At 64.5% G+C, this 23211-nt stretch carries 20 protein-coding genes and 2 pseudogenes; 18 read left to right on the top strand and 4 right to left on the bottom strand.

Features of this window, described 5'->3' with window-relative positions; translation table 11 throughout:
• Positions 1-204: 204 nt before the first annotated feature.
• Positions 205-1128 (bottom strand): phenylacetic acid degradation operon negative regulatory protein PaaX, encoded by a 924-nt coding sequence (paaX, locus tag ACLCGK_RS33010; RefSeq protein WP_015270318.1) that lies wholly within the window; start codon positions 1126-1128, stop codon positions 205-207.
• Positions 1129-1205: 77 nt separating this feature from the next.
• Positions 1206-1805 (bottom strand): phenylacetic acid degradation protein PaaY, encoded by a 600-nt coding sequence (gene paaY, locus ACLCGK_RS33005; RefSeq protein WP_410953703.1) that lies wholly within the window; start codon positions 1803-1805, stop codon positions 1206-1208.
• Positions 1806-2160: 355 nt separating this feature from the next.
• Here paaY and paaF point away from each other — a divergent pair, with 355 nt between their 5' ends.
• The 16 genes and pseudogenes from paaF (at position 2161) to ACLCGK_RS32925 (ending at position 18052) form a co-directional block, all read left to right on the top strand.
• On the top strand, positions 2161-2934 hold the full coding sequence (gene paaF, locus ACLCGK_RS33000) for a 2,3-dehydroadipyl-CoA hydratase PaaF (RefSeq protein ID WP_410953702.1): 774 nt from the start codon (positions 2161-2163) through the stop codon (positions 2932-2934).
• 34 nt (positions 2935-2968) lie between these two features.
• The gene (gene paaG / locus ACLCGK_RS32995) at positions 2969-3760 is read left to right on the top strand and encodes a 2-(1,2-epoxy-1,2-dihydrophenyl)acetyl-CoA isomerase PaaG (protein ID WP_015270321.1); all 792 of its coding nucleotides are present in this window, start codon (positions 2969-2971) and stop codon (positions 3758-3760) included.
• Between the two features lie 2 nt (positions 3761-3762).
• A complete protein-coding gene (gene paaH, locus ACLCGK_RS32990) occupies positions 3763-5280 on the top strand; it encodes a 3-hydroxyacyl-CoA dehydrogenase PaaH (protein WP_410953701.1) in 1518 nt (505 codons plus the stop codon).
• Entirely contained in the window at positions 5273-5713 is a 441-nt protein-coding gene (gene paaI, locus ACLCGK_RS32985; RefSeq protein WP_013972610.1) for a hydroxyphenylacetyl-CoA thioesterase PaaI, read from the top strand. Before paaH ends, paaI begins: the two co-directional genes overlap by 8 nt.
• Positions 5706-6926, top strand: a complete 1221-nt coding sequence (gene pcaF, locus ACLCGK_RS32980) for a 3-oxoadipyl-CoA thiolase (protein WP_410953700.1) — start codon at positions 5706-5708, stop codon at positions 6924-6926. The genes paaI and pcaF overlap by 8 nt, the downstream gene beginning before the upstream one ends.
• 121 nt (positions 6927-7047) lie before the next feature.
• Positions 7048-8367, top strand: coding sequence for a phenylacetate--CoA ligase PaaK (paaK, locus tag ACLCGK_RS32975; protein ID WP_410953699.1), 1320 nt, complete (start codon positions 7048-7050; stop codon positions 8365-8367).
• A 292-nt stretch (positions 8368-8659) separates the two neighbouring features.
• The gene (gene paaA, locus ACLCGK_RS32970) at positions 8660-9649 is read left to right on the top strand and encodes a 1,2-phenylacetyl-CoA epoxidase subunit PaaA (RefSeq protein WP_015270325.1); all 990 of its coding nucleotides are present in this window, start codon (positions 8660-8662) and stop codon (positions 9647-9649) included.
• Between the two features lie 25 nt (positions 9650-9674).
• Entirely contained in the window at positions 9675-9956 is a 282-nt protein-coding gene (paaB, locus tag ACLCGK_RS32965) for a 1,2-phenylacetyl-CoA epoxidase subunit PaaB (protein ID WP_013972614.1), read from the top strand.
• A gap of 8 nt (positions 9957-9964) precedes the next feature.
• Positions 9965-10723: a 1,2-phenylacetyl-CoA epoxidase subunit PaaC gene (paaC, locus tag ACLCGK_RS32960; RefSeq protein ID WP_410953551.1), complete on the top strand. Its 759-nt coding sequence runs from the start codon at positions 9965-9967 to the stop codon at positions 10721-10723.
• The gene (gene paaD, locus ACLCGK_RS32955) at positions 10710-11243 is read left to right on the top strand and encodes a 1,2-phenylacetyl-CoA epoxidase subunit PaaD (protein ID WP_410953550.1); all 534 of its coding nucleotides are present in this window, start codon (positions 10710-10712) and stop codon (positions 11241-11243) included. The genes paaC and paaD overlap by 14 nt, the downstream gene beginning before the upstream one ends.
• Before the next feature lie 15 nt (positions 11244-11258).
• Positions 11259-12335 (top strand): 1,2-phenylacetyl-CoA epoxidase subunit PaaE, encoded by a 1077-nt coding sequence (gene paaE, locus ACLCGK_RS32950; protein WP_410953549.1) that lies wholly within the window; start codon positions 11259-11261, stop codon positions 12333-12335.
• A gap of 169 nt (positions 12336-12504) precedes the next feature.
• Positions 12505-12813, top strand: a complete 309-nt coding sequence (locus tag ACLCGK_RS32945; RefSeq protein ID WP_410953548.1) for a DUF485 domain-containing protein — start codon at positions 12505-12507, stop codon at positions 12811-12813.
• Positions 12804-14372: pseudogene (locus ACLCGK_RS32940) on the top strand (cation acetate symporter); the annotation flags it as partial. The gene ACLCGK_RS32945 and the pseudogene ACLCGK_RS32940, both read left to right, overlap by 10 nt.
• Positions 14373-14412: 40 nt before the next feature.
• A complete protein-coding gene (locus ACLCGK_RS32935; RefSeq protein WP_410953552.1) occupies positions 14413-15645 on the top strand; it encodes an OprD family porin in 1233 nt (410 codons plus the stop codon).
• A gap of 28 nt (positions 15646-15673) precedes the next feature.
• Positions 15674-17725 (top strand): phenylacetic acid degradation bifunctional protein PaaZ, encoded by a 2052-nt coding sequence (paaZ, locus tag ACLCGK_RS32930; protein WP_253153151.1) that lies wholly within the window; start codon positions 15674-15676, stop codon positions 17723-17725.
• A gap of 156 nt (positions 17726-17881) precedes the next feature.
• Entirely contained in the window at positions 17882-18052 is a 171-nt protein-coding gene (locus tag ACLCGK_RS32925; RefSeq protein WP_217190475.1) for a hypothetical protein, read from the top strand.
• Positions 18053-18300: 248 nt separating this feature from the next.
• Here ACLCGK_RS32925 and ACLCGK_RS32920 read toward each other — a convergent pair whose 3' ends face one another.
• Positions 18301-18570 (bottom strand): DUF6555 family protein, encoded by a 270-nt coding sequence (locus tag ACLCGK_RS32920; RefSeq protein ID WP_054573301.1) that lies wholly within the window; start codon positions 18568-18570, stop codon positions 18301-18303.
• A 167-nt stretch (positions 18571-18737) separates the two neighbouring features.
• Entirely contained in the window at positions 18738-18947 is a 210-nt protein-coding gene (locus ACLCGK_RS32915) for a general stress protein (protein ID WP_003259459.1), read from the bottom strand.
• A gap of 279 nt (positions 18948-19226) precedes the next feature.
• Here ACLCGK_RS32915 and ACLCGK_RS32910 point away from each other — a divergent pair, with 279 nt between their 5' ends.
• Complete coding sequence (locus ACLCGK_RS32910; RefSeq protein ID WP_410953547.1) at positions 19227-23009, top strand: CheR family methyltransferase; 3783 nt, start codon at positions 19227-19229, stop codon at positions 23007-23009.
• Positions 23010-23211 (top strand): annotated as a pseudogene (locus ACLCGK_RS32905) (NUDIX domain-containing protein); the annotation flags it as partial.

Genomic DNA, 23211 nt, shown 5'->3' with positions numbered 1-23211 from the left:
CAAAAAGGTGCGGATGGTACAGATAGTACACCTATAGATGTCAACACCTTGATTTTTAAGGGGAGATAGATGTCAACACCTTGATTTTTAAGGGGAGGGTGGAGCTAGGTTTCACCCTAATCTAGTGTACTTAGTATAGTTTTAGGTGATACCAATACTACTCATTTAGCGTAGTTATATATAACCCGCCTCTGCACCCAATCCTCAAACAAGCCCGCCAAAACGCCTGTAAAAGCCTTCATTCACATCCGGCAACGGCCCATCAGCCGTCTCCAGCGCTGCGTTCAGCCATTCTTCCGCCTTGGCAAACACCAGCCGATAGAGGTTACGGCACAACTGTCGCGCGGCCCTTCCCTCCCAATCCCCCGGCAGCAACTCGTCCGGCAGTTGCGGGTCGCGCAGCAGCAGCCGGCGGTATTCGTGAATCAGCAGCGTACGCGCCAGGAAGCAATCCTGTGCATCAAGTTGTTGCTGCTCTTTCAAACCTTGCCATAGCGGCCTGAACAGCTGGATGAACTCGCTGTACTGCTGCCCCAGTTCGTCGATGCGCCAGCTTTCCCGCACCTGGGCACGCATGGCCTTGGATGCCAGCACTTCCTGGGTGTGGGTTTCGAAGACGATGCTGTCGTCGCTCGCCTCCAGGTCACGCAAGGTGGCGGCCAGGTCGGCGCGGTCTGCCCGTGGGCAGCCCAGCAGGTTCGGCGCCATGGTCCCGAAGCCCTGCCACTCCAACTCTTCACGCAAAGCCTTGCGCTTGCCGGCCTCCAGTTGCGAGAGCAAAACCAGTGTCCAGGCACCGTCCCAGGCTGGCTGGCTGGGGCTGTAGACCCGCTTGAAGGCCTTCTCGAAACGCCGGCGGCCGGTACCTGTCAGGCTGTAGTAGCTGCGGCGGCCAACCTTTTCGGCAGTGAGCCAGCCTTCCTTGGTAAGGCGGAAGATCGATGTGCGGATCAGGCGCTCGTTGATGCCGATCGGCTCCAGCAGGTTGATCAGGCTACCCAGCCAGACGGTTCCGCCGTGGGGCTCGATGGCGTCGCCGTACAAAGTGATGATCAGGGAACTGGCGCGGATCGGCGTCTGTTCCTGGAAGCGGGTGATCAGGTTGTTCAGTGGGGCGAGATTGCTCATGGGCGAACTGTGCGCGGTTAAAGCACCGACTATACCTGCGCGGCGGGCCGCCTGACCATTGCGTGACGCTGCCAGGCTCATGCCGATGCCTGGCCTTTGGGTCTGACGCCAGTGTCTTCCATGCGTGGGCGCTCGGGCTCGACCTCGGTCAGTGGCGGGCATTCGACCATGCTGTTCATGCAGCGTTGCGCCAGGTGCTGATACTCCGCCGTGCCACGTTGCTTCCAGGCCAGTTCCTGTTCGGTCAGTGGGCGCTTGACCTGAGCTGGCGAGCCCATCACCAGGCTTTGTGCCGCACATTCGAAACCCGCCTTGACGAATGCCGTGGCCGCGACGATGCAGCGCGGTGCCACATGGGCACCATCCATCAGCACCGCGTTCATCCCGATCAAGGCATCTTCGCCCACGCGACAGCCGTGCAGCACGGCGCCATGCCCGACATGCCCGTTGCGTTCGACCACCGTATCGCCACCCGGGAAACCATGCATCACGCAGGTGTCCTGCAGGTTGGCGCCCTCCTCCAGCACGATACGGCCGAAATCCCCCCTTAGTGATGCCAGTGGGCCGACGTAGCACCGAGGGCCGACGATGACATCACCAATCAGCACGGCGCTGGGGTGCACGTAGGCTGTCGGATGAACCACGGGCGTCAGGCCGTCCAGTCGATAGCAAGGCATGGCAAAGCTCCTGAAATGATTTCAAATGCGCCTTGATCTTGTATCACAATTTTATGGTGCGTCAATTGACATGGTCGTGTATCGCTTTTTCCGGGGTCGTCGCGTTCCAATAAATTCAGCGTCATGCCTTGATTACAAGGTGATGAACTGATTCAACATCATAAAAATGTTTGCTAAGGCAGTTGTCACCACCGATAAAAGAGATACAGGAAACAATTTTGTACCTTGCATAAACGTATCGCGTAATGCATATACTGGTTCCACCTGGACGTGATCCCCGCATCACGCCCCTGCAAACAATTCCAAGAAATGCCGGCCCCACGATGTGCCGTGCGTGCAGCCAGAGGAACCCGACATGCCGCGATATCTCGATGTGCAGGCGCCTGAACACGGCGTCCAGCTCATTACCCTGCAACGGCCCGAGGCGCTCAACGCCCTGTGCACCGAGCTACTGGCAGAGCTGGCCGCAGCGCTGGAAGCGGCCGGGCAAGACGAACAGACCCGCGCGGTGGTCATCACCGGCAGCCGCAAGGCATTCGCCGCAGGCGCCGATATCCGCGAGATGGCCGAGCGCGACCTGGTCGGCATCCTCAACGACCCCCGGGTGGCCCACTGGCAAAGCATCGCCGGCTTCGCCAAGCCACTGATCGCCGCCGTCAACGGCTACGCCCTGGGTGGCGGCTGCGAACTGGTGATGTGTGCCGACATCGTCATCGCCGGCAGCGACGCCCGTTTCGGCCAGCCGGAAATCAACCTCGGCATCATCCCCGGTGCCGGTGGCACCCAACGCCTGCTGCGGGCAGTAGGCAAGCCGCTGGCCATGCAAATGGTGCTGACCGGTGAAGCCATCACCGCCCCTCATGCATTGCAGGCCGGGCTGGTCAGCGAAATCACCCAGCCGGAACTCACCGTAGAACGCGCCCTGCACATCGCCCGCAGCATCGCCGCCAAGGCCCCGCTGGCAGTGCGCCTGGCCAAGGAAGCGTTGCTCAAGGCCGGCGATACCGACCTGGCCAGCGGCCTGCGTTTCGAACGCCATGCCTTCACCTTGCTGGCCGGCACCGCCGACCGCGACGAAGGTATCCGTGCCTTCCAGGAAAAACGCCAGGCCCGCTTCCAGGGCCGCTGATCATCTTTCCCTCGACTGACGGAGCGAGTCTGTCATGACTTTCCAGCACATCCTGTTTTCCATCGAGGACGGCGTCGCCCTCCTCTCTTTGAATCGCCCCGAGCAGCTAAACAGCTTCAATACCGCCATGCACCTGGAAGTGCGCGAGGCGCTCAAGCAAGTACGCCAGAGCAGCGAAGCCCGGGTGTTGTTGCTGACTGCCGAAGGCCGGGGTTTCTGCGCCGGCCAGGACCTGTCCGATCGCAACGTCGCCCCGGGCGCCGAGATGCCGGACCTGGGCGAATCGATCGACAAGTTCTACAACCCGCTGGTGCGCACCCTGCGCGACCTGCCGCTGCCGGTGATCTGTGCGGTGAACGGCGTGGCTGCAGGCGCCGGTGCCAACATCCCGCTGGCCTGCGACCTGGTGCTGGCCGCCCGCTCGGCCAGTTTCATCCAGGCCTTCTGCAAGATCGGCCTGGTACCCGACTCCGGCGGCACCTGGCTGCTGCCGCGCCTGGTCGGCATGGCACGGGCCAAGGCTCTGGCCATGCTGGGCGAGCGCCTGGGCGCCGAACAGGCTCAGCAATGGGGGCTGATCCACCGCGTGGTGGACGATGCCGCGCTGCGCGACGAAGCCCTCACCCTCGCCCGCCAGCTCGCCACCCAGCCCACTTACGGCCTGGCCCTGATCAAGCGCAGCCTCAACGCCAGTTTCGACAACGGTTTCGATGAACAGCTGGAGCTGGAGCGCGACCTGCAGCGCCTGGCCGGGCGCAGCGAGGACTATCGCGAAGGCGTGAGTGCCTTCATGAACAAGCGCACGCCGGCATTCAAGGGGCGTTGATCATGAGCGTACTCGCAAGCAATACCCAGGTGGCGGTGATCGGTGCAGGCGCCATGGGCGCAGGCATCGCCCAGGTTGCGGCCCAGGCCGGCCACCCTGTAAAGCTCTACGACAACCGCCCGGGCGCTGCCGCCCAGGCGGTGGCCGGCATAGACCGGCAACTTGCCCGCCTGGTGGAAAAAGGCAAGTTGCAGGCTACCGATCGGGAAGCCATCAGCGCCCGGCTGTGCCCGGTAGACGCCCTCGAAGCCCTGGCCGATGCTCGCCTGGTGATCGAGGCCATCGTCGAGAACCTGCAGGTCAAGCAGGCGCTGTTCAGCCAGCTGGAAGCCTTGTGCGCCACCGACTGCATCCTCGCCAGCAACACTTCGTCGCTGTCCATCACCAGCCTCGCCGCCGGGCTGCAACGCCCGCACCAGGTGGTTGGCATGCACTTCTTCAACCCAGCGCCGCTGATGGCCCTGGTCGAAGTGGTCTCGGGCCTGGCCACCGCCCCGGCCGTTGCCGCGTGCATTCATGCCACCGCCCAGGCCTGGGGCAAGCAGCCGGTGCACACGCGCTCCACGCCGGGCTTCATCGTCAACCGCGTGGCGCGGCCGTTCTACGCCGAAAGCCTGCGCCTGCTGCAGGAAGGCGCAGCCGATTGCGCCAGCCTCGATGCGCTGCTGCGTGATGCCGGTGGTTTCCGCATGGGCGCGTTCGAACTCACCGACCTGATCGGCCACGACGTCAATTACGCCGTCACCTGTTCGGTCTTCGATGCGTTCTATGGCGACTTCCGCTTCCAGCCTTCGCTGGTGCAAAAAGAACTGGTGGACGCGGGCCGACTCGGGCGCAAGACCGGCCAAGGCTTCTATAGCTATGCCGAGGGCGCCGAACGCCCGCAGCCAGCCGAACTGCATAGCCCCGCCATAGTCGATGCCTGCGTCGTCGAAGGCGACCTGGGGGTGATGCAGCCGCTGGCCGAACGCCTGCGCCAAAGCGGCGTCGCCGTGACCCAACGCGCCGGCAGCGGCCTGATCCAGGTAGGCGATGCCACCCTGGCGCTGTCCGATGGCCGTCTGGCCAGCCAGCGCGCCCGGGAAGACGGCCTGCGCAATCTGGTGCTGCTCGACCTGGCCCTGGACTACACCACCGCCACCCGCCTCGCCATCAGCTGGTCGGCCGACACCAGCGACAACGCTCGCGACCAGGCGGTGGCCTTGCTGCGGCGTGCCGGCCTGAAGGTAACGGCGGTCGCCGACCTGCCCGGCCTGGTGGTGCTGCGTACCGTGGCGATGCTCGCCAACGAGGCCGCCGATGCCGTGCTGCAAGGTGTCGGCAGCGCCGCCGACATCGACCTGGCCATGCGCGCCGGCGTCAACTACCCCTGCGGCCCGCTGGCCTGGGCCGCGAACCTCGGCATCCCCCACACCCTGCGCGTGCTCGACAACCTGCAGCGCAGCTACGGCGAGAGCCGCTACCGCCCTTCCCTGCTGTTACGCCGCTGCGAAGCCAAAGGAGGCACCCTGCATGACTGAAGTCGAACTGGCACAAGCCTGTGCCGAGGCCATGTACGCCCGCGACCAGGCCACCCAGGGCCTGGGCATCCGCCTGCTGGAAGCCGGCCCGGGCCAGGCGTGCCTGCGCATGCCGGTACGCGCCGACATGATTCAGGGGCATGGCACCTGCCATGGCGGCTTCCTGTTCGCCCTGGCCGACTCGGCATTTGCCTTCGCCTGCAACAGTCACGACCAGGCCACCGTCGCCCTGGGCTGCAGCATCGACTATCTGGCCCCGGCGCTGCGCGATGACGTGCTTACCGCTCGCGCCAGCGAGGTCAGCCGCAAGGGCCGCACCGGCCTGTACCACGTCCGCATCGAGAACCAGCGCGGTGAGCTGGTGGCGATGTTCCATGGCAAATCCTACAAAGTGCGCGGCACCGTGCTGGCGCAGGAGACGCAAGATGACTGAACACACCCAAGCCGATGCCTTGATCATCGACGCCGTGCGCACCCCCATCGGCCGATATGCCGGCGCCTTGAGCGGCGTGCGCGCCGATGACCTGGCCGCCATCCCGCTCAAGGCCCTGATCCAGCGCCACCCCGAACTGGACTGGAAAGCCATCGACGACGTCATCCTCGGCTGCGCCAACCAGGCTGGCGAGGACAACCGCAACGTCGCGCACATGGCCAGCTTGCTGGCCGGGTTGCCGATCGAAGTGCCGGGCACCACCATCAACCGCCTGTGTGGCTCCGGCCTGGATGCCATCGGCAATGCAGCCCGCGCCCTGCGCTGCGGCGAAGCCGGGCTGATGCTGGCCGGCGGCGTGGAGTCGATGTCACGCGCGCCGTTCGTCATGGGCAAGGCGGAGCAGGCGTTCGGCCGTGCGGCCGAACTGTTCGACACCACCATCGGCTGGCGTTTCGTCAACCCGCTGATGAAGGCGGCCTTCGGCACCGACTCGATGCCGGAAACGGCCGAGAACGTTGCGCAGCAGTTTGGTATTTCCCGCGCCGACCAGGACGCCTTTGCCCTGCGTAGCCAGCACAAGGCCGCTGCCGCCCAGGCACGCGGGCGCCTGGCACGGGAAATCGTGCCGGTCGAGATCCCGCAACGCAAAGGCCCGGCCAAAGTGGTCGAGCACGACGAACATCCCCGCGGCGACACCACCCTCGAGCAACTGGCCAGGCTGGGTACCCCGTTCCGTGAGGGCGGTAGCGTCACCGCTGGCAATGCTTCCGGGGTCAATGATGGCGCTTGCGCCCTGCTGCTCGCCAGTAGCGCCGCCGCTCGCCGCCATGGCCTGAAGGCTCGCGGCCGCATCGTCGGCATGGCGGTGGCCGGGGTCGAACCACGGCTGATGGGCATCGGCCCGGTGCCGGCTACCCGCAAGGTGCTGGAGCTTGTCGGGCTGTCGCTGGCCGACATGGACGTCATCGAGCTCAACGAGGCCTTTGCCGCCCAGGGCCTCGCGGTACTGCGCGAGCTCGGCCTGGCCGACGACGACGCGCGGGTCAACCGCAACGGCGGTGCCATCGCCCTGGGCCACCCGTTGGGCATGAGCGGTGCACGCCTGGTCACCACCGCGTTGCACGAGCTGGAAGAAACCGCCGGACGCTACGCCCTGTGCACCATGTGCATCGGCGTTGGCCAAGGCATCGCGATGGTCATCGAACGCCTCTGAGCGGCTCAGACCATCGGCTTGTTACCGAACCGAACGCAGCCGTATATGCTGCTTCCATGACACTCACCACGCGGCCTGCAACCGGTACCGCGCGGCGTACAAGAACAATTCGAGTGAAGCCATGAACATGTACCATGATGCCGATCGTGCCCTGCTGGACCCGATGGAAACCGCCAGTGTCGACGCCCTGCGCCAGCACCAGCTGGAGCGCCTGCGCTGGAGCCTGCAGCACGCCTACGACAACGTGCCGCTGTACCGCCAGCGGTTTGCCGAGTGCGGCGCTCACCCCGACGACCTCAAGTGCCTGGAAGACCTGGCGAAGTTCCCCTTCACCGGCAAGAACGACCTGCGCGACAACTACCCCTACGGCATGTTCGCCGTGCCCCAGCAAGAGGTGGTGCGCCTGCACGCCTCCAGTGGCACCACCGGCAAGCCGACGGTGGTGGGCTACACCCAGAACGACATCGACACCTGGGCCAATGTGGTCGCCCGCTCGATCCGTGCCGCGGGTGGGCGCAAGGGGGACAAGGTGCATGTCTCCTACGGCTACGGCCTGTTCACCGGCGGGCTTGGCGCGCATTACGGTGCCGAGCGCCTGGGCTGCACGGTGATCCCCATGTCCGGTGGCCAGACCGAGAAGCAGGTGCAGCTGATTCGCGACTTCCAGCCCGACATCATCATGGTCACCCCCTCCTACATGCTCAACCTAGCCGACGAGATCGAGCGCCAGGGCATCGACCCGCAAGACCTCAAGCTGCGCCTGGGCATATTCGGCGCCGAGCCGTGGACCGACGAGCTGCGCCGCTCTATCGAGCAACGGCTGGGCATCGATGCCCTCGACATTTATGGCCTGTCGGAAATCATGGGGCCTGGTGTGGCGATGGAATGCATCGAGACCAAGGATGGCCCGACCATCTGGGAGGACCATTTCTACCCCGAGATCATCGACCCGGTCACCGGTGCGGTGCTACCGGACGGCCAACTGGGCGAACTGGTGTTCACCTCGCTGAGCAAGGAAGCGCTGCCCATGGTGCGCTACCGCACCCGCGACCTCACTCGCCTGCTGCCCGGTACCGCCAGGCCAATGCGGCGGATCGGCAAGATCACCGGCCGCAGCGATGACATGCTGATCATTCGCGGGGTCAACGTGTTCCCGACCCAGATCGAGGAACAGGTGCTAAAAATAAAACAGCTTTACGAGCTTTATGAGATTCATCTGTATCGCAATGGCAATCTCGACAGTGTCGAGGTGCATGTGGAACTGCGTGCGGAGTGCCAGCACCTTGATGAAGGCCAGCGCAAGCTGTTGACCGGGGAGCTGACCAAGCAGATCAAGACCTATATCGGCATCAGCACCCAGGTGCGCCTGCAGCCCTGCGGCACGCTCAAGCGTTCCGAGGGCAAGGCCTGCCACGTGTTCGACAAACGGTTGGCCAGCTGATTCATTCGGCTGCCTTTTCGGCCCCGGCATCGTCCGGGGCTTTTTTTTGCCTGGGAGATTGCTGGGGGCGCTTTGCGCCCCTTTCGCCGGCAAGCCAGCTCCCACAGGGGCAGCGTCCATCTCCAGGGCAACCGCTCTCCTGTGGGAGCTGGCTTGCCGGCGAAAGGGCTGCACAGCAGCCCCCTTGGCCCGCAAAGTGATACACAAATCTTATTCGATACACATAAAACTGTTTGACGTTATGTTTTGTATCGCTTACAAATGACTCATGCCTTAGCAGGAGTCGGAACACATGTACGCACAGCTAGTGGAAACCGGAGTCAAGCGCGTCAAGTCGCTGGAAGAGATGTCGCCCGAGGAGCGCAACTTCCAGGAAAAGATCGACGCCGAAATCAAGATCGAAGCCAAGAACTGGATGCCCGAGGCCTACCGCCAGACCCTGATCCGGCAGATCTCCCAGCACGCCCACTCGGAAATCGTCGGCATGCTGCCCGAAGGCAACTGGGTCACCCGTGCCCCCAGCCTCAAGCGCAAGCTGCAGCTGATGGCCAAGATCCAAGACGAAGCTGGCCACGGCCTGTACCTGTACAGCGCCATGGAAACCCTGGGCGCCGACCGTGACGAAGAAATCGCCAAGCTGCACAGCGGCAAGGCCAAGTACTCGAGCATCTTCAACTACCCCACCCTCAGCTGGGCCGACATGGGCGCAGTGGGCTGGCTGGTGGACGGCGCCGCCATCGTCAACCAGGTGGTGCTGCAGCGCACCTCCTACGGCCCGTATTCACGCGCGATGATCCGCATCTGCAAGGAAGAGAGCTTCCACCAGCGCCAGGGCTACGAAATCCTTCTGACCATGATGCGCCACGGTACCCAGGCCCAGCGCGACATGGTCCAGGACGCGATCAACCGCCTGTGGTGGCCGGCACTGATGATGTTCGGCCCCAGCGACGAGCACTCCCCCAACAGCGCCCAGTCCATGGCCTGGAAGATCAAGCGCCAGACCAACGATGAACTGCGCCAGCGGTTCATCGACCAGACCGTGCCGCAACTCGAGCTACTCGGCTGCACCGCCCCCGACCCCGAGCTGAAGTGGAATGCCGAGCGCGGCCATTACGACTTCGGCGAAATCCAGTGGGACGAGTTCTACGAAGTGATCAAGGGCAATGGCCCATGCAACCAGGAACGTGTCGCCACCCGGCGCAAGGCCATCGAGGACGGCGCCTGGGTGCGCGAGGCCGCCGTGGCCTACGCGCGCAAGCAACAGAACAAGAACGCCGCCTGAGCGGCGATTGATGCGGAGATCGAAAATGTCTGTCTGGACCCTCTACGAAGTGTTCGTGCGCAGCAAGCACGGCCTTAACCACAAGCATGTCGGCAGCGTGCACGCCGCCGATGCCGCCATGGCCATCGAAAACGCCCGCGAGCTGTACACCCGCCGCAGCGAAGGCGTCAGCCTGTGGGTGGTGCCCTCGGCACTGATCACCGCCTCTTCCCCGGACGAGAAAGACCCGCTGTTCGCCCCGGCGGACGACAAGGTCTACCGCCATGCCAGCTTCTACGAACTGCCCGACGAAGTCGGACACATGTGAGGTTGGCCATGCATAAAGAAACCCTTGTCCCCTACCTGCTGCTGCTCGGCGACAGTGCCCTGGTGCAGGGCCAGCGCCTCTGCGAATGGTGTGGCCGCGCCCCGGCCATCGAAGAAGAGCTGGCCCTGATGAACGTCGGTCTCGACCTGGTAGGCCAGGCGCGCAACTGGCTGGAATACGCCGCCGAGCTGCTCGATGATGGCCGTGACGCCGACGCCCTGGCCTTCCGCCGTGACGAGCGGGCCTATCGCAACCTGTTGCTGGTCGAGCAGCCCAACGGCGATTTCGCCGTGACCATGACCAAGCAGTTCTTCTATGACGCCTGGCATTTCGCCGTGCTTCAGGGTCTGGTCGGCTCGAACGACGAGCGTATCGCCGGTATCGCCGCCAAGGCCCTGAAGGAAGTCACCTACCACCTGCGCCGCTCCAGCGAGTGGGTGCAACGCCTGGGTGGTGGCACCGAAGAAAGCCGCCAACGCATGCTCGCGGCCATCCCGGCACTGTGGCGCTTCACCGTCGAACTGGCCGCCGGTAGCGACAATGAAGTGCACCTGGCGCAAGCGGGCGTCGCCGCCGACCCCGCTGCCGTCGGCGCAGCCTGGCTCAAGCAGGTTGGCGTGACCTTCGCTTCGGTCGAGCTGCCGCTGCCCAAGGCCGCCAGCCACTTCTACCTGGACGGCCGCAAAGGCCTGCACACCGAGCACCTGGGCCTGCTGCTGGCCGAGATGCAGTTCCTGCCAAGGGCGTACCCCGATGCAACCTGGTGAGCTGATTGCCGGCGACCGTGGCGCCCGCGCGCCACGCGGCGATGACCTGGCCCGGGCCTGGGCGGTACTGGCCCAGGTCATGGACCCGGAAGTGCCCGTGGTCAGCGTCGTCGACCTGGGGATCGTGCGCGACCTCGGCTGGCGCGCCGGGCACCTGCACCTGGTCGTCACGCCGACCTACTCCGGCTGCCCTGCCACCGAGGTGATCGAAGGGGATATCCGCCAGGCGCTGGAGCAGGCCGGCTTCCCCGCGCCGCTGCTCGAGCGCCGGCTGACCCCGGCCTGGAGCACCGACTGGATCAGCGAACTGGGCCGCGAGCGCCTGCGCGCCTACGGCATCGCCCCGCCACAGGGCAGCGCCAGCAAACGCAGCCTGCTCGGCGAGGCGCCGCAGGTGTGCTGCCCGCAGTGCGGCAGCGCCCATACCGAATTGCTCAGCCAGTTCGGCTCCACGGCTTGCAAGGCACTTTACCGCTGCCGCGAGTGCTTGGAGCCGTTCGACTATTTCAAATGCATTTGAGCCGTGGAGAACGCCATGAGCCAGTTTCACAGCCTGACCATCAAGCAAGTGCGCAACGAGACCCGCGATGCGGTGTCGATTGCCTTCGACGTGCCCGAGCACCTGCAGGCGCAGTTCCGTTTCACCCAGGGCCAGTACCTGGTCATGCGCACCCAACTGGATAACGAAGAAGTCCGCCGTTCCTATTCCATCTGCAGCGCCGTGCAGGATGGCGAACTGCGTGTGGCGGTGAAGCGCGTGCCAGGCGGGCGCTTCTCGGCATTTGCCAACGACGTGCTCAAGGCAGGCCAGCAACTGGAAGTGATGCCGCCGTCGGGAAGCTTCTTCGTGCCACTGGAGCCGGCCCGCCAGGGCAACTACCTGGGCGTGGCTGCCGGCAGCGGCATCACGCCGATCCTGTCGATCATCGCCACTACCCTGGCCAGCGAGCCGCACAGCCGCTTCACCCTGCTGTACGGCAACCGCTCCAGCTCTGGCGCACTGTTCCGCGACAAGCTGGAAGACCTGAAGAACCGTTACCTCGACCGCCTGAACCTGATTTTCGTGTTCAGCCGCGAGCAGCAGGATGTCGACCTGTACAACGGCCGCATCGATGCCGACAAGTGCGGCCAGTTGTTCTCGCGCTGGATGGACGTTGCCAACCTGGACGCTGCATTCATCTGCGGCCCACAGGCGATGACCGAGACGGTGCGCGACAGCCTGCAGGCCAATGGCCTGGCCAAGGAACGCATCCATTTCGAGCTGTTCGCCGCCGCCGGCAGCGAAGCCCGTCGTGAAGCCCGCGAGGCGGCGCGCCAGGTGGACTCGGCGCTCAGCCACATCACCGTGATCAGCGACGGCCGCGCCCTCACCTTCGACCTGCCACGTAACACCCAGAACGTGCTGGACGCCGGCAACGCCATCGGCGCCGAGCTGCCCTACTCGTGCAAGGCCGGCGTGTGCTCGACCTGCAAGTGCCGGGTAATCGAGGGCGAAGTGGAGATGGACAGCAACCATGCCCTGGAGGATTACGAAGTGGCGGCCGGGTATGTGCTGTCGTGCCAGACCTACCCGGTGAGCGACAAGGTGGTGCTCGATTTCGACCAGCTCTGAGACCGCGTCGCCTGCTTCGCGGGCGCGCCCGCTCCCACAGGGATAGCACAAGTCTCAAGCACACCGCCGCACCTGTGGGAGCGGGCATGCCCGCGAGGAGGCCCTAAGCAACAGCGCAACACCCGCGTGACCTCAACAAAACAATTACAACACCCAGAGATCGCAACCCATGACACCCGAACGCATCGAAAGCATCGCCAACCACCCCGACTTCCAGCACCTGGTGCAGCGCAGACGCCGCCTCAACGGCAGCCTGACCCTGGCCATGCTGGTGATCTACTACGGCTTCGTCCTGCTGGTGGCGTTTTCCCCCAGCACCCTCGGCCAGTCCCTCAGCGGTGGCGTGACCACCGTTGGCATGCTGGTGGGCGTGCTGATGGTACTGCTGTCCTTCGCCTTGACAGGCATCTACGTGCACCGCGCCAACAACGTGCTCGACCCGCTCAACGACAAGGTCAAGCAGGAGTGCGCACAATGAACTGGACTGCCATCTCGATGTTCATGGTGTTCGTCTGCTTCACCCTGCTGGTCACCCGCTGGGCTGCCATGCGCACGCGCTCGGCCAGCGATTTCTACACTGCCGGCGGGGGCCTGACCGGCATGCAGAACGGCTTGGCGATCGCCGGCGACATGATCAGCGCCGCCTCGTTCCTGGGCATTTCGGCAATGATGTTCATGAACGGCTATGACGGCCTGCTGTATGCCCTGGGTGTACTGGCCGGCTGGCCGATCATCCTGTTCCTGATCGCCGAGCGCCTGCGCAACCTGGGCAAGTACACCTTCGCCGACGTGGTCAGCTACCGCCTGGCACAAACCCCGGTGCGCCTGACCTCGGCCTTCGGCACCCTGGTGGTGGCGCTGATGTACCTGGTGGCACAGATGGTCGGTGCCGGCAAGCTGATCGAACTGCTGTTCGGCATCAGCTACCTGTACGCGGTGATGCTGGTCGGTGTGCTGATGGTCGCCTACGTCACCTTCGGCGGCATGCTCGCCACCACCTGGGTGCAGATCATCAAGGCAGTGATGCTGCTTTCGGGCACCAGCTTCATGGCCTTCATGGTGCTCAAGCATTTCGGCTTCAGCACCGAGGCGATGTTCGCCAGCGCCGTGGCCGTGCATGCCAAGGGCCAGGCGATCATGGCCCCGGGCGGCTTGCTGTCCAACCCGGTGGACGCCATTTCCCTCGGCCTGGGCATGATGTTCGGTACCGCCGGCCTGCCGCATATCCTGATGCGCTTCTTCACCGTCAGCGATGCCAAGGAAGCGCGCAAGAGCGTGTTCTATGCCACCGGGTTCATCGGCTACTTCTACCTGCTGCTGATCGTCATCGGCTTCGGCGCCATCGTCATGGTCGGCACCGAGCCGTCCTACCGTGACGCCACCGGCGCGATCATCGGCGGCGGCAACATGGTCGCCGTCCACCTGGCCCAGGCCGTGGGTGGCAACCTGTTCCTCGGTTTCATCTCCGCCGTGGCCTTCGCCACCATCCTGGCAGTGGTCGCGGGCCTGGCGCTGTCCGGTGCATCGGCGGTTTCGCACGACCTGTATGCCTGCGTTGTGCGCCAGGGCAAAGCTAGCGAGCAGGAGGAAATGCGCGTGTCGCGTATCGCCACGCTGCTGATCGGCCTGCTGGCGGTAATCCTCGGCCTGATGTTCGAGTCGCAGAACATCGCCTTCCTCTCTGGCCTGGTGCTGGCCGTGGCCGCCTCGGTCAACTTCCCGGTGCTGCTGCTTTCGATGTTCTGGAAAGGCCTGACCACCCGCGGCGCAGTGTGCGGCAGCATGGCCGGCCTGGTTTCGGCGGTGCTGCTGGTGGTGCTGGGCCCGGCGGTGTGGGTCAACGTGCTGCATCACGAGAAGGCGCTGTTCCCCTACAGCAACCCGGCACTGTTCTCCATGAGCCTGGCCTTCCTCGGCGCCTGGGTGTTCTCGGTCACTGACAGCTCCGAACGCGCCAGCCAGGAACGTGGCCGCTACCTGGCCCAGTTCATCCGTTCCATGACCGGAATCGGCGCCGCCGGCGCCAGCAAGCACTGACTCTCAGGGAAGAACAACCATGTCGGGTAAAACAACAACAATGAACCGCACGCACTTCATTTCGGCCGCCTGGCTGGCGACCCTCGCCCTGCCGATGCCGGCGATGGCAGACTTCATCGGCGACAGCCACGCCCGGTTGGAGCTGCGCAACCATTACCTCAACCGCGATTTCCGCCAAAGCAATGCACCACAGGCCAAGGCCGAGGAATGGGGCCAGGGCTTTACCGCCAAGCTGGAGTCGGGCTTCACCGAAGGCCCGGTCGGCTTTGGTGTCGACGCCATGGGCCAACTGGGCATCAAGCTCGACTCCAGCCGCGACCGGCGCAATACCGGCCTGCTGCCTTTCGGCCCGAACAGCCATGAACCGGTCGACGACTACAGCGAACTGGGCCTGACCGGCAAGGTGCGGGTGGCCAAGAGCACCCTGCGCCAGGGGACCTTGCAACCGATCCTGCCGGTGGTGGTGTACAACGACACCCGCCTGCTGGCCTCCACCTTCCAGGGTGGCCTGCTCACCAGCCAGGACTTGGCCGGCCTGACCTTCAACGCCGGCCGCCTGACCAAGGCCAACCTGCGTGATTCCTCGGGCCGCGACGACATCGGCTACGGCGCCGCCAGCAGCGACCACCTGGACTTCGGCGGCGGCAGCTACGCCATCACCCCGCAAACCAGCGTCAGCTACTACTACGCCAAGCTCGAGGACATCTACCGCCAGCAGTTCGTCGGCCTGATCGATACCCGCCCGCTGGGCGAAGGCCTGAGCCTGCGCACCGACCTGCGCTACTTCGACAGCCGCAACGACGGCGCCGAGCGTGCCGGCAACATCGACAACCGCAACTTCAACGCCATGTTCACCCTCGGCGTACGGGCCCACAAGTTCACCGCCGCCTGGCAGCAGATGTCCGGCGACAGTGCCTTCCCGTTCGTGAACGGCGGCGACCCGTTCACCGTCAACCTGGTCACCTACAACACCTTCACCCGCGCCGGGCTGGACTCGTGGCAGGTGCGCTACGACTACGACTTCGTCGCCATGGGCATCCCCGGCCTGAGCTTCATGACCCGCTACACCGATGGCCGCCACGCCGAGACCGCCACCGTCAGCAACGGCCGTGAGCGTGAGCGCGACACCGACATCACCTATGTCATCCAGAGCGGCCCGTTCAAGGACGTCAGCCTGCGCTGGCGCAACGTCACCTTCCGTTCCGGCAATGGCCTGACCAACGCCGTGGACGAAAACCGCCTGATCATCGGCTACACCGTGGCGCTGTGGTAACAGCGCCCCCTCTACATTGGAGAACAGCATGTCTGCCGCCCCTACCCTGCAAAGCTTCATCGCCGGCCGCTGGCTTGGCCAGCACGGCGCCCAGGCCCTGCGTAGCGCCCTGGATGGCCACGTTTTGGCCTACAGCCACGAAGAGCGCCCGGATTTCGCCGAGGCCGTGGACTTTGCCCGCGCCCGTGGCCTGGCCACGCTGATGGCCATGGACTTCCAGCAACGCGCTGCCCGCCTGAAGGCACTGGCGCTGTACCTGGCCGAGCGCAAGGAGCAGCTTTACGCCCTGTCCCACCACAGCGGTGCTACCCGTGCCGACAGCTGGATCGACATCGAAGGCGGCAACGCCACGCTGTTCTCCTATGCGGGCATCGGCAGCCGTGAGCTGCCGTCGGGCAACCTGGTGCACGAAGGCCCGGCCATCCCGCTGGGCAAACAGGGCCATTTCGCCGGCAGCCACATCCTGGTGCCGCGCGCCGGCGTGGCAGTGCACATCAACGCCTTCAACTTCCCCATCTGGGGCATGCTGGAGAAGTTCGCCCCGACCTTCCTGGCCGGCATGCCGTGCATCGTCAAGCCGGCGACCTCGACCAGCTACCTGACCGAGGCCGTGGTGCGCCTGATGAATGCATCCGGGCTGTTGCCCGAAGGCAGCCTGCAACTGGTGATCGGCAGCACCGGCGACCTGCTCGACCGCCTGCAAGGCCAGGACGTGGTGACCTTCACCGGTTCCGCCGACACCGCCGCCAAGTTGCGCGTCACGCCGAACCTGGTGCGCAACTCGGTGCCGTTCACCGCCGAAGCCGATTCGCTGAACTGCGCCATCCTCGGCCCGGACGTGACCCCGGACAGCGAAGAGTTCGACCTGTATATCAAAGAGGTGGTCCGCGAAATGACCACCAAGGCCGGCCAGAAATGCACCGCCATCCGCCGCGCCATCGTACCGGCCAGGCACATCGACGCGGTTGCCACGCGCCTGCGCGAGCGGCTGGCCAAGGTGGTTGTCGGTGACCCGTCGCTGGAAGGTGTGCGCATGGGCGCCCTGGCCTCCCACGACCAGCAGCACGATGTGGCCGAGCGCGTGCGCAGCCTGCTGCAGAGCTGCGAGCAGCTGTTCGGCGCCAGCGATGGCTTTGCGCCGCGTGGCGAGGGCGTAGCCGAGGGCGCGTTCTTTGCTCCGACCTTGCTGCAGGCCCGTGACCCGCATGCCGAAGGCGGTGCCCACGATATCGAAGCGTTCGGCCCGGTCAGCACGCTGATGGCCTATGACGACCTCGATGAAGCCCTGGCGCTGGCTGCGCGGGGCAAAGGCAGCCTGGTGGCGACCCTGGTCACCGCCGACCGCAGCGTGGCAGCCAAGGCCATTCCAGTGGCTGCCGCTTGGCACGGCCGCTTGCTGGTACTCGACAGCGAGGCGGCCAAGGAATCCACCGGGCATGGCTCGCCATTGCCGCAACTCAAGCACGGCGGCCCGGGCCGCGCTGGTGGTGGTGAAGAGCTGGGTGGCCTGCGTGCCGTCAAGCATTACCTGCAGCGTGCCGCAGTACAGGGTTCGCCGAGCATGCTTACGGCGGTAACCGGTGAATACGTGCGCGGTGGCGAAGTGATCGAAACCGAAGTACACCCGTTCCGCCGCTATTTCGAGCAACTGCGCATCGGCGAGTCGCTGCTCACCCACCGGCGCACCGTGACCGAAGCCGACCTGGTCAACTTCGGCTGCCTGTCGGGCGACCATTTCTACATGCACTTCGACGAGATCGCCGCCAAGCAATCGCAGTTCGGCAAGCGCATCGCCCACGGCTACTTCGTGTTGTCGGCAGCGGCCGGGCTGTTCGTCTCGCCAGGTGAAGGCCCGGTACTGGCCAACTACGGCCTGGATACCCTGCGCTTCATCAACCCGGTGGGCATCGGCGACACCATCCAGGCACGCCTGACCTGCAAACGCAAGATCGACCAGGGCAAGACCAGCCCGCTGGGCCAGCCCCAGGGCGTGGTGGCGTGGGATGTGGAGGTGACCAACCAGCTGGGTGAGCTGGTCGCCAGCTACGACATTCTCACCCTCGTGCTGAAGAAGCCCTGACAGTACCGTTGGTCAGGGGTGGTGGACATCCAACCGACCGCCCCTGGCTGTTGCCGCTCTCATTCAATGAGGGGTGGTCAATGGCTTCGCCTCTCACTCCTGTATTGGGCCCGCCTGATCGCGGGCCTTTTTTTCATCGAGAGCGAGGGTTGCGAGATGAAAGAGTTTACTGCGATGGGTGGCGGCAGCGCACAGGATGACTGGCCAGAGCTCGAGCCGGACCGGCGCAATGACCGGGCAGATGACCCGGATGCCGACCCCAATGTGACTGATGACGAAGAAAACCGCCCGGGCTTACCGGCCAGCGACCCCGAGTCCGGTGCCTAGACGGCCTGCGCGTACCTGTAGGAGCGGCTTTAGCCGCGAAGAATCCAACGCGATGCATGGCACCGGCTGCGCCGGTGTTCGCGGGCGCGCCCGCTCCCACAGGTATGGCGCACTCCTTGAACTGGTGATGTCCCTGTGGGAGCGGGCGCGCCCGCTCCCACAGGTATGGCGCACTCCTTGAACTGGTGATGTCCCTGTGGGAGCGGGCATGCCCGCGAAGCAGGCGACACAGTGCTTTGGGCCAGGGATCACATTGTCGCCGCTGGCCCCCCCACCGACTGGTTCGGCTTGCTGCCGGATACCCGCCAGCTCACCGCGGTAATCCCGTAGCGCTCGGCCATCGGCCTGCTGACTTTCCTGATTTTTTCGCGCCCGAACTTCGGAATGATGCCGATGCCCGCATCACAACTTGCCCAATGCCAGGCCTCGGCGTTGTCCAGCGTCTCCAGACGAATGATGAAACTGCGCGGCTTGCCATGCAGTTGGTAATCAATGATGTATAGCTGTGGGCCAGGCATCGCAGGGGCCTCCTCTTCTCCATGGATGACACCCTGATTGATCGGGGTACGGCCAGAAGATTCAAAAAAATGTCGAGCAACAGGTACCAAAGGCCATTGCAGCCTCGGTACACAGGAGGTGGCCGGTACCCGGCACTGCGGGTACCGGGTGCCCAGAAGCATTCAACTCACTGTTGGCGGCCCCCGCCGTGGCTGTTCTGGCCGCCCTTGCGACCGGCCTCCGATGCCCGTTGGCGGTCGTTGGCGAAGTTGCCGCCAGACGCCTGCCCACCCTTGTGCCCCGCACGGGAGGCCCGTTCCCGGTCATTGGCAAAATTGCCAGGGTTGGTTTCCTTGGTGCCGCCGCGCTGGCTGGTTCGTTCTTGATCCTGCGCCATGTGGTATCTCCTTGCGATGGATTGGCTGCTCGCATGGATGTTTGCCATGCCTTGGTTCCGAGCCGCCAATCACACAGTCTGCTCAATGGTTTTGCCGGCAACTGACCAGTGGCACCAAACATGGGCCGGCAAAAGGTTTGCGTGACGGAAGCAGGCGGGTCGCACTTTCCTTCGCAAGCAGAGGTCTCAATAACATGGCGACGGCCTATAATCCCGCCACACACACGCCCGATGATGCTGCTAAGGGCGGAACGTTCCGGTCTGCACAAGGCTCCGTCCATGAAGTCGTCCCCCAAGCAACCTGCCTCGCCCCAGAACCCGGCACTCAGCCCCAGCCACCTGGATTTCCCGGTGGTGGGCATCGGTGCATCGGCAGGCGGCCTGGAAGCGATCTGTACGCTGTTCCGGCAAATGCCCAGCGATTGCGGCATGGCCTTCGTCGTGGTCCTGCACCTGTCCCCCGACCACCAGAGCGTCGCCGACCGCATCATCCAGGACACCACGCAAATGCCGGTGCGCCAGGTGACTGAGCCGGTGCCCATCGAGCGCAACCATATCTACGTGATTTCACCGGCCAATCGCCTGTCCACCAACGACGGCTACCTGCGGGTGACCCCGGCCAACCGGCGCCGTGGCGACCACGTGGCCATCGACCTGTTCTTCCGTGACCTGGCTGATGTGCACAAGGACCACGCCTTCTGCGTGGTGTTGTCCGGTACCGGTGCCGATGGCGCCGTGGGCCTGTCGCGGATCAAGGAGCAAGGCGGTGTGACCCTGGCGCAGACACCGGACGACGCCCAGTACGACAGCATGCCCCGTGCCGCAATCGAGACCGGCATGGTCGACCTGGTGCTGCCGGCGGCAGAAATCCCGCAGAAGCTGCTGGAGCTGTGGCGCAATGCCCGCCAGGTCAGGCTCCCGGAAATCGAAGACGATACCCTGCCTCCGGCCTTGGGCACCCGAGTCGGCGATGCCCAGGCCAGCGAGCCGATGCTCGAAGAGATCCTGCTGCAGTTGCGCAGCAATACTGGCCACGACTTTCAGCACTACAAGCGCGCCACGGTACTGCGACGCATCGAGCGCCGCCTGCATGTGACCGGCCAGGCAGACCTGGCGGCCTACCTGCATTACCTGGAACAGTACCCCGCGGAATCCAGGGCCTTGCTGGCCGACATGCTGATCGGCGTGACCAATTTCTTCCGCGACCGCGAAGCGTTCGAAGCCCTGGAGCGCCATGTGTTGCCACAGCTGGTCTGCGAACGCGACCCGGCCGAGGGCGCGGACGAGATACGCGTGTGGTCGGCCGGCTGCTCCACCGGCGAAGAGGCGTACAGCCTCGCCATGCTGGTTTGCGAGCAGCTGGCACTGGAGCAGCGCTCGCACAAGGTACAGGTGTTCGCCACCGACCTGGACGAACGCGCCATCGGCATCGCCCGCAGTGGCTCATACCCCGAGGCGATCGTCACCGACGTGCCGCCCAGCCGGCTGCGCCAGTTCTTCCTCAAGGAAGACCAGCATTACCGGGTGCGCAAAGAGGTTCGCGAAAAGGTGCTGTTCGCACGGCACAACCTGCTGTCGGACCCACCGTTCTCGCAGATCGACCTGATTGTCTGCCGCAACCTGCTGATCTACCTGGACCGCGAGGTGCAGCGTGACATCCAGCAGATGTTCCACTTCGCTCTGCGCCCGGGTGGCTACCTGTTCCTCGGGTCGTCCGAGTCGGCCGACATGGCCAGTGAACTGTTCGCCCCGGTGGACAAACGCAACCGCATTTTCCGCGCACTCGATGCCAGCAATACCGGCCGCCGTTCCGGCCGTCAGCTGGCCGGCACATCTGCCGCCAGCATGCCACTGGAAACGCTGGCCAAGGCCAAGCCGGGGCGCAAGCCATCCTTCGCCGACCTGCACTACCGCGCCCTGGCGCGCCGCATGCCGCCCAGCCTGATCGTCGATATCGACGGCAATATCCTGCACATGAGCGAAGGCGCAGGGCGTTTCCTGCAACTGGCCGGTGGCGAACCGAGCCGCAGCCTGCTCAACCTGGTGCTGCCGCCCCTGCGCCTGGCCCTGCGCAGCACCTTGTTCCAGGCGCGTCAGGGGACCGAGGCGGTGACCTCGCGCCCTGTCGACCTGGCGGAAACCATGGGCAAACTGCAGGTGGAGATCACCGTGCAGCCGTACAAGGACGACCTCAGCGCCAGCGATTGCCTGCTGGTGGTGTTCGAGGAACGCGCGCCCGACCCATCCCTGCCGTTGCCCGGCGTCATCCGCCAGACCGACAGCATGGTGCTGCACAACCTCGAACGCGAACTGCAGCGCACTCGCCTGCAACTGCAGGAAACCATCGAGCAGTCAGAGGTCTCCAGCGAGGAGCTGACGGCTTCCAACGAAGAGATGCAGGCCATCAACGAGGAGTTGCGGTCGGCCAGCGAAGAACTGGAAACCAGCAAGGAAGAGCTGCAGTCGATCAACGAGGAACTGCTCACGGTCAACTACGAGCTGAAGAACAAGGTCGAGGAAACCGACAAGGTCAACGACTACCTCAGCAACCTGATCGCCTGCACCGAGATCGCCACGGTGTTCGTCGACCGCAACCTGCATATTCGCTGGTTCACGCCCCGCGCCACCGACCTCTTCAATATCCTGCCAGTCGATACCGGCCGTTCCCTGCTCGACATCACCCACTGCCTGGATTACCCGGCGCTGGCCGACGATGCCCGCGCCGTGGCCCAGGGCGAGGCCATCATCGAGCGTGAAATCGGCGGCCAAAGCGATCACTGGTACCTGGCGCGCCTGCTGCCCTACCGCTCCAGCGAGCAGAAAATCGACGGCACGGTGCTGACCTTCATCGACATCAGCAGCAGCCATGCCGCCGAAGAGCGCGTGCGCCTGGGCGAAGAGCGCCTGAGCAAGCAGTTGGCCGAGACGCAGAGCAACAACCACATGAAGGACGAGTTCTTCGCCGTCATGTCCCATGAGCTCAAGCACCCGCTCAACCTGATCCAGCTCAATGCCGAAATCCTGCGCCGCCTGCCGTCGCTGCGCAACATCAGTGCAGCGAGCAAGGCCGTTGGTACCATTTGCGATGCGGTAACCAGCCAGGCGCGGATCATCGACGACCTGCTGGATGTGGCGCGCATTCGGACCGGCAAGCTTAAGCTCAAGACCCAACCTGTGGATCTGCTCGCCCTCCTGCAGGGCATCCATGATGTGGTGGTGAGCGAGCAACACCCCTGCCCGGTACGCCTGGAGCTGCCCGCCGACACCCTGCCGGTGATGATCGAAGGTGACGTTACCCGCCTGGAGCAGATCATCTGGAACCTGCTCAACAACGCGCTGAAGTTCAGCCCGGCGGGCAATGAGATACGCCTGGTGCTGAGCCACGACGAAAACCACGCGCGGTTGCAGGTGATCGACCATGGCGTAGGCCTGAGCCACGACAGCCTCGAGCACATCTTCGACCTGTTCAGCCAGGCTACGCCGCAACAGGCCAGCCACAGCCGCGAGGGCCTGGGCATCGGCCTGTCGCTGGTACGGCAACTGGTCGAGGCCCATGGCGGTAGCGTACGCGCCAAGTCACCGGGGCTTGGCCTGGGCTGCACCTTTGAGGTCACCCTGCCACTTTGCGATACGCAACTCCCGCAGCGTGAGCAAGGCTCGGAGCTACTGAGCGAGGGCCGCCTTAATGGAATTCGCGTGTTGCTGGTGGACGATTCCGTAGAAGTGCTGGCGGTAATGCAGGAGCTGCTGGAAATGGAGAGCGCCACTGTCAATGCCTTCAGCAAGCCACGTGAGGCCCTGGACGCCGCTGCGGGTGAGGAGTACGACATCATCCTGTCCGATATCGGCATGCCGGTGATGGACGGCCATGCGCTGATCAAGGCCCTGCGTGGCTACGTGCACCTTCGCCATACCCCGGCCATCGCCCTGACCGGCTATGGCGCCAGCGCCGACCAGTACAAGTCACGCCAGTCCGGCTTTGACCGGCACCTGAACAAACCGGTGGGCTATGACGAGCTGGTCGAGGCGATCGAGGCCCTCAGCGGCTCGGTGCCCTACTGACCGTTGCAGGCAGCGGAGCGTGATTTGCTTGAGGAAACCGGGTTGCAGGCAGAGTCGCTGACCTTGTTGATGCGTCATGAAGCGGCAGAGCGCATGCATTATGTGTTCGAAGCGGAGTTCGCCGACGCCCCACATCCCAAGGCCCTGCGTGAAATTGCTGATTGCCGGTTCGCCCACCCGGACCAGGTGCCCATGCTCAAGG

The sequence above is a fragment of the Pseudomonas sp. S1(2024) genome (assembly GCF_046557535.1).
Note: the sequence above shows the minus strand (reverse complement) of the source record. Positions and strands in the feature narration are given on the sequence as shown.

Excerpts from the sequence above, each read along its gene's own strand:
- ACLCGK_RS32935 (WP_410953552.1), top strand. The coding sequence starts at position 14,413 with ATGAACCGCACGCACTTCATTTCGGCCGCCTGGCTGGCGACCCTCGCC.
- paaE (WP_410953549.1), top strand. The coding sequence starts at position 11,259 with ATGAGCCAGTTTCACAGCCTGACCATCAAGCAAGTGCGCAACGAGACC.
- ACLCGK_RS32910 (WP_410953547.1), top strand. The coding sequence starts at position 19,227 with ATGAAGTCGTCCCCCAAGCAACCTGCCTCGCCCCAGAACCCGGCACTC.
- ACLCGK_RS32945 (WP_410953548.1), top strand. The coding sequence starts at position 12,505 with ATGACACCCGAACGCATCGAAAGCATCGCCAACCACCCCGACTTCCAG.
- pcaF (WP_410953700.1), top strand. The coding sequence starts at position 5,706 with ATGACTGAACACACCCAAGCCGATGCCTTGATCATCGACGCCGTGCGC.
- ACLCGK_RS32915 (WP_003259459.1), bottom strand. The coding sequence starts at position 18,947 with ATGGCGCAGGATCAAGAACGAACCAGCCAGCGCGGCGGCACCAAGGAA.
- paaD (WP_410953550.1), top strand. The coding sequence starts at position 10,710 with ATGCAACCTGGTGAGCTGATTGCCGGCGACCGTGGCGCCCGCGCGCCA.
- paaB (WP_013972614.1), top strand. The coding sequence starts at position 9,675 with ATGTCTGTCTGGACCCTCTACGAAGTGTTCGTGCGCAGCAAGCACGGC.
- paaG (WP_015270321.1), top strand. The coding sequence starts at position 2,969 with ATGACTTTCCAGCACATCCTGTTTTCCATCGAGGACGGCGTCGCCCTC.
- paaA (WP_015270325.1), top strand. The coding sequence starts at position 8,660 with ATGTACGCACAGCTAGTGGAAACCGGAGTCAAGCGCGTCAAGTCGCTG.
- paaC (WP_410953551.1), top strand. The coding sequence starts at position 9,965 with ATGCATAAAGAAACCCTTGTCCCCTACCTGCTGCTGCTCGGCGACAGT.
- paaF (WP_410953702.1), top strand. The coding sequence starts at position 2,161 with ATGCCGCGATATCTCGATGTGCAGGCGCCTGAACACGGCGTCCAGCTC.
- ACLCGK_RS32920 (WP_054573301.1), bottom strand. The coding sequence starts at position 18,570 with ATGCCTGGCCCACAGCTATACATCATTGATTACCAACTGCATGGCAAG.
- paaI (WP_013972610.1), top strand. The coding sequence starts at position 5,273 with ATGACTGAAGTCGAACTGGCACAAGCCTGTGCCGAGGCCATGTACGCC.
- paaH (WP_410953701.1), top strand. The coding sequence starts at position 3,763 with ATGAGCGTACTCGCAAGCAATACCCAGGTGGCGGTGATCGGTGCAGGC.
- paaY (WP_410953703.1), bottom strand. The coding sequence starts at position 1,805 with ATGCCTTGCTATCGACTGGACGGCCTGACGCCCGTGGTTCATCCGACA.
- ACLCGK_RS32925 (WP_217190475.1), top strand. The coding sequence starts at position 17,882 with ATGAAAGAGTTTACTGCGATGGGTGGCGGCAGCGCACAGGATGACTGG.
- paaZ (WP_253153151.1), top strand. The coding sequence starts at position 15,674 with ATGTCTGCCGCCCCTACCCTGCAAAGCTTCATCGCCGGCCGCTGGCTT.
- paaK (WP_410953699.1), top strand. The coding sequence starts at position 7,048 with ATGAACATGTACCATGATGCCGATCGTGCCCTGCTGGACCCGATGGAA.
- paaX (WP_015270318.1), bottom strand. The coding sequence starts at position 1,128 with ATGAGCAATCTCGCCCCACTGAACAACCTGATCACCCGCTTCCAGGAA.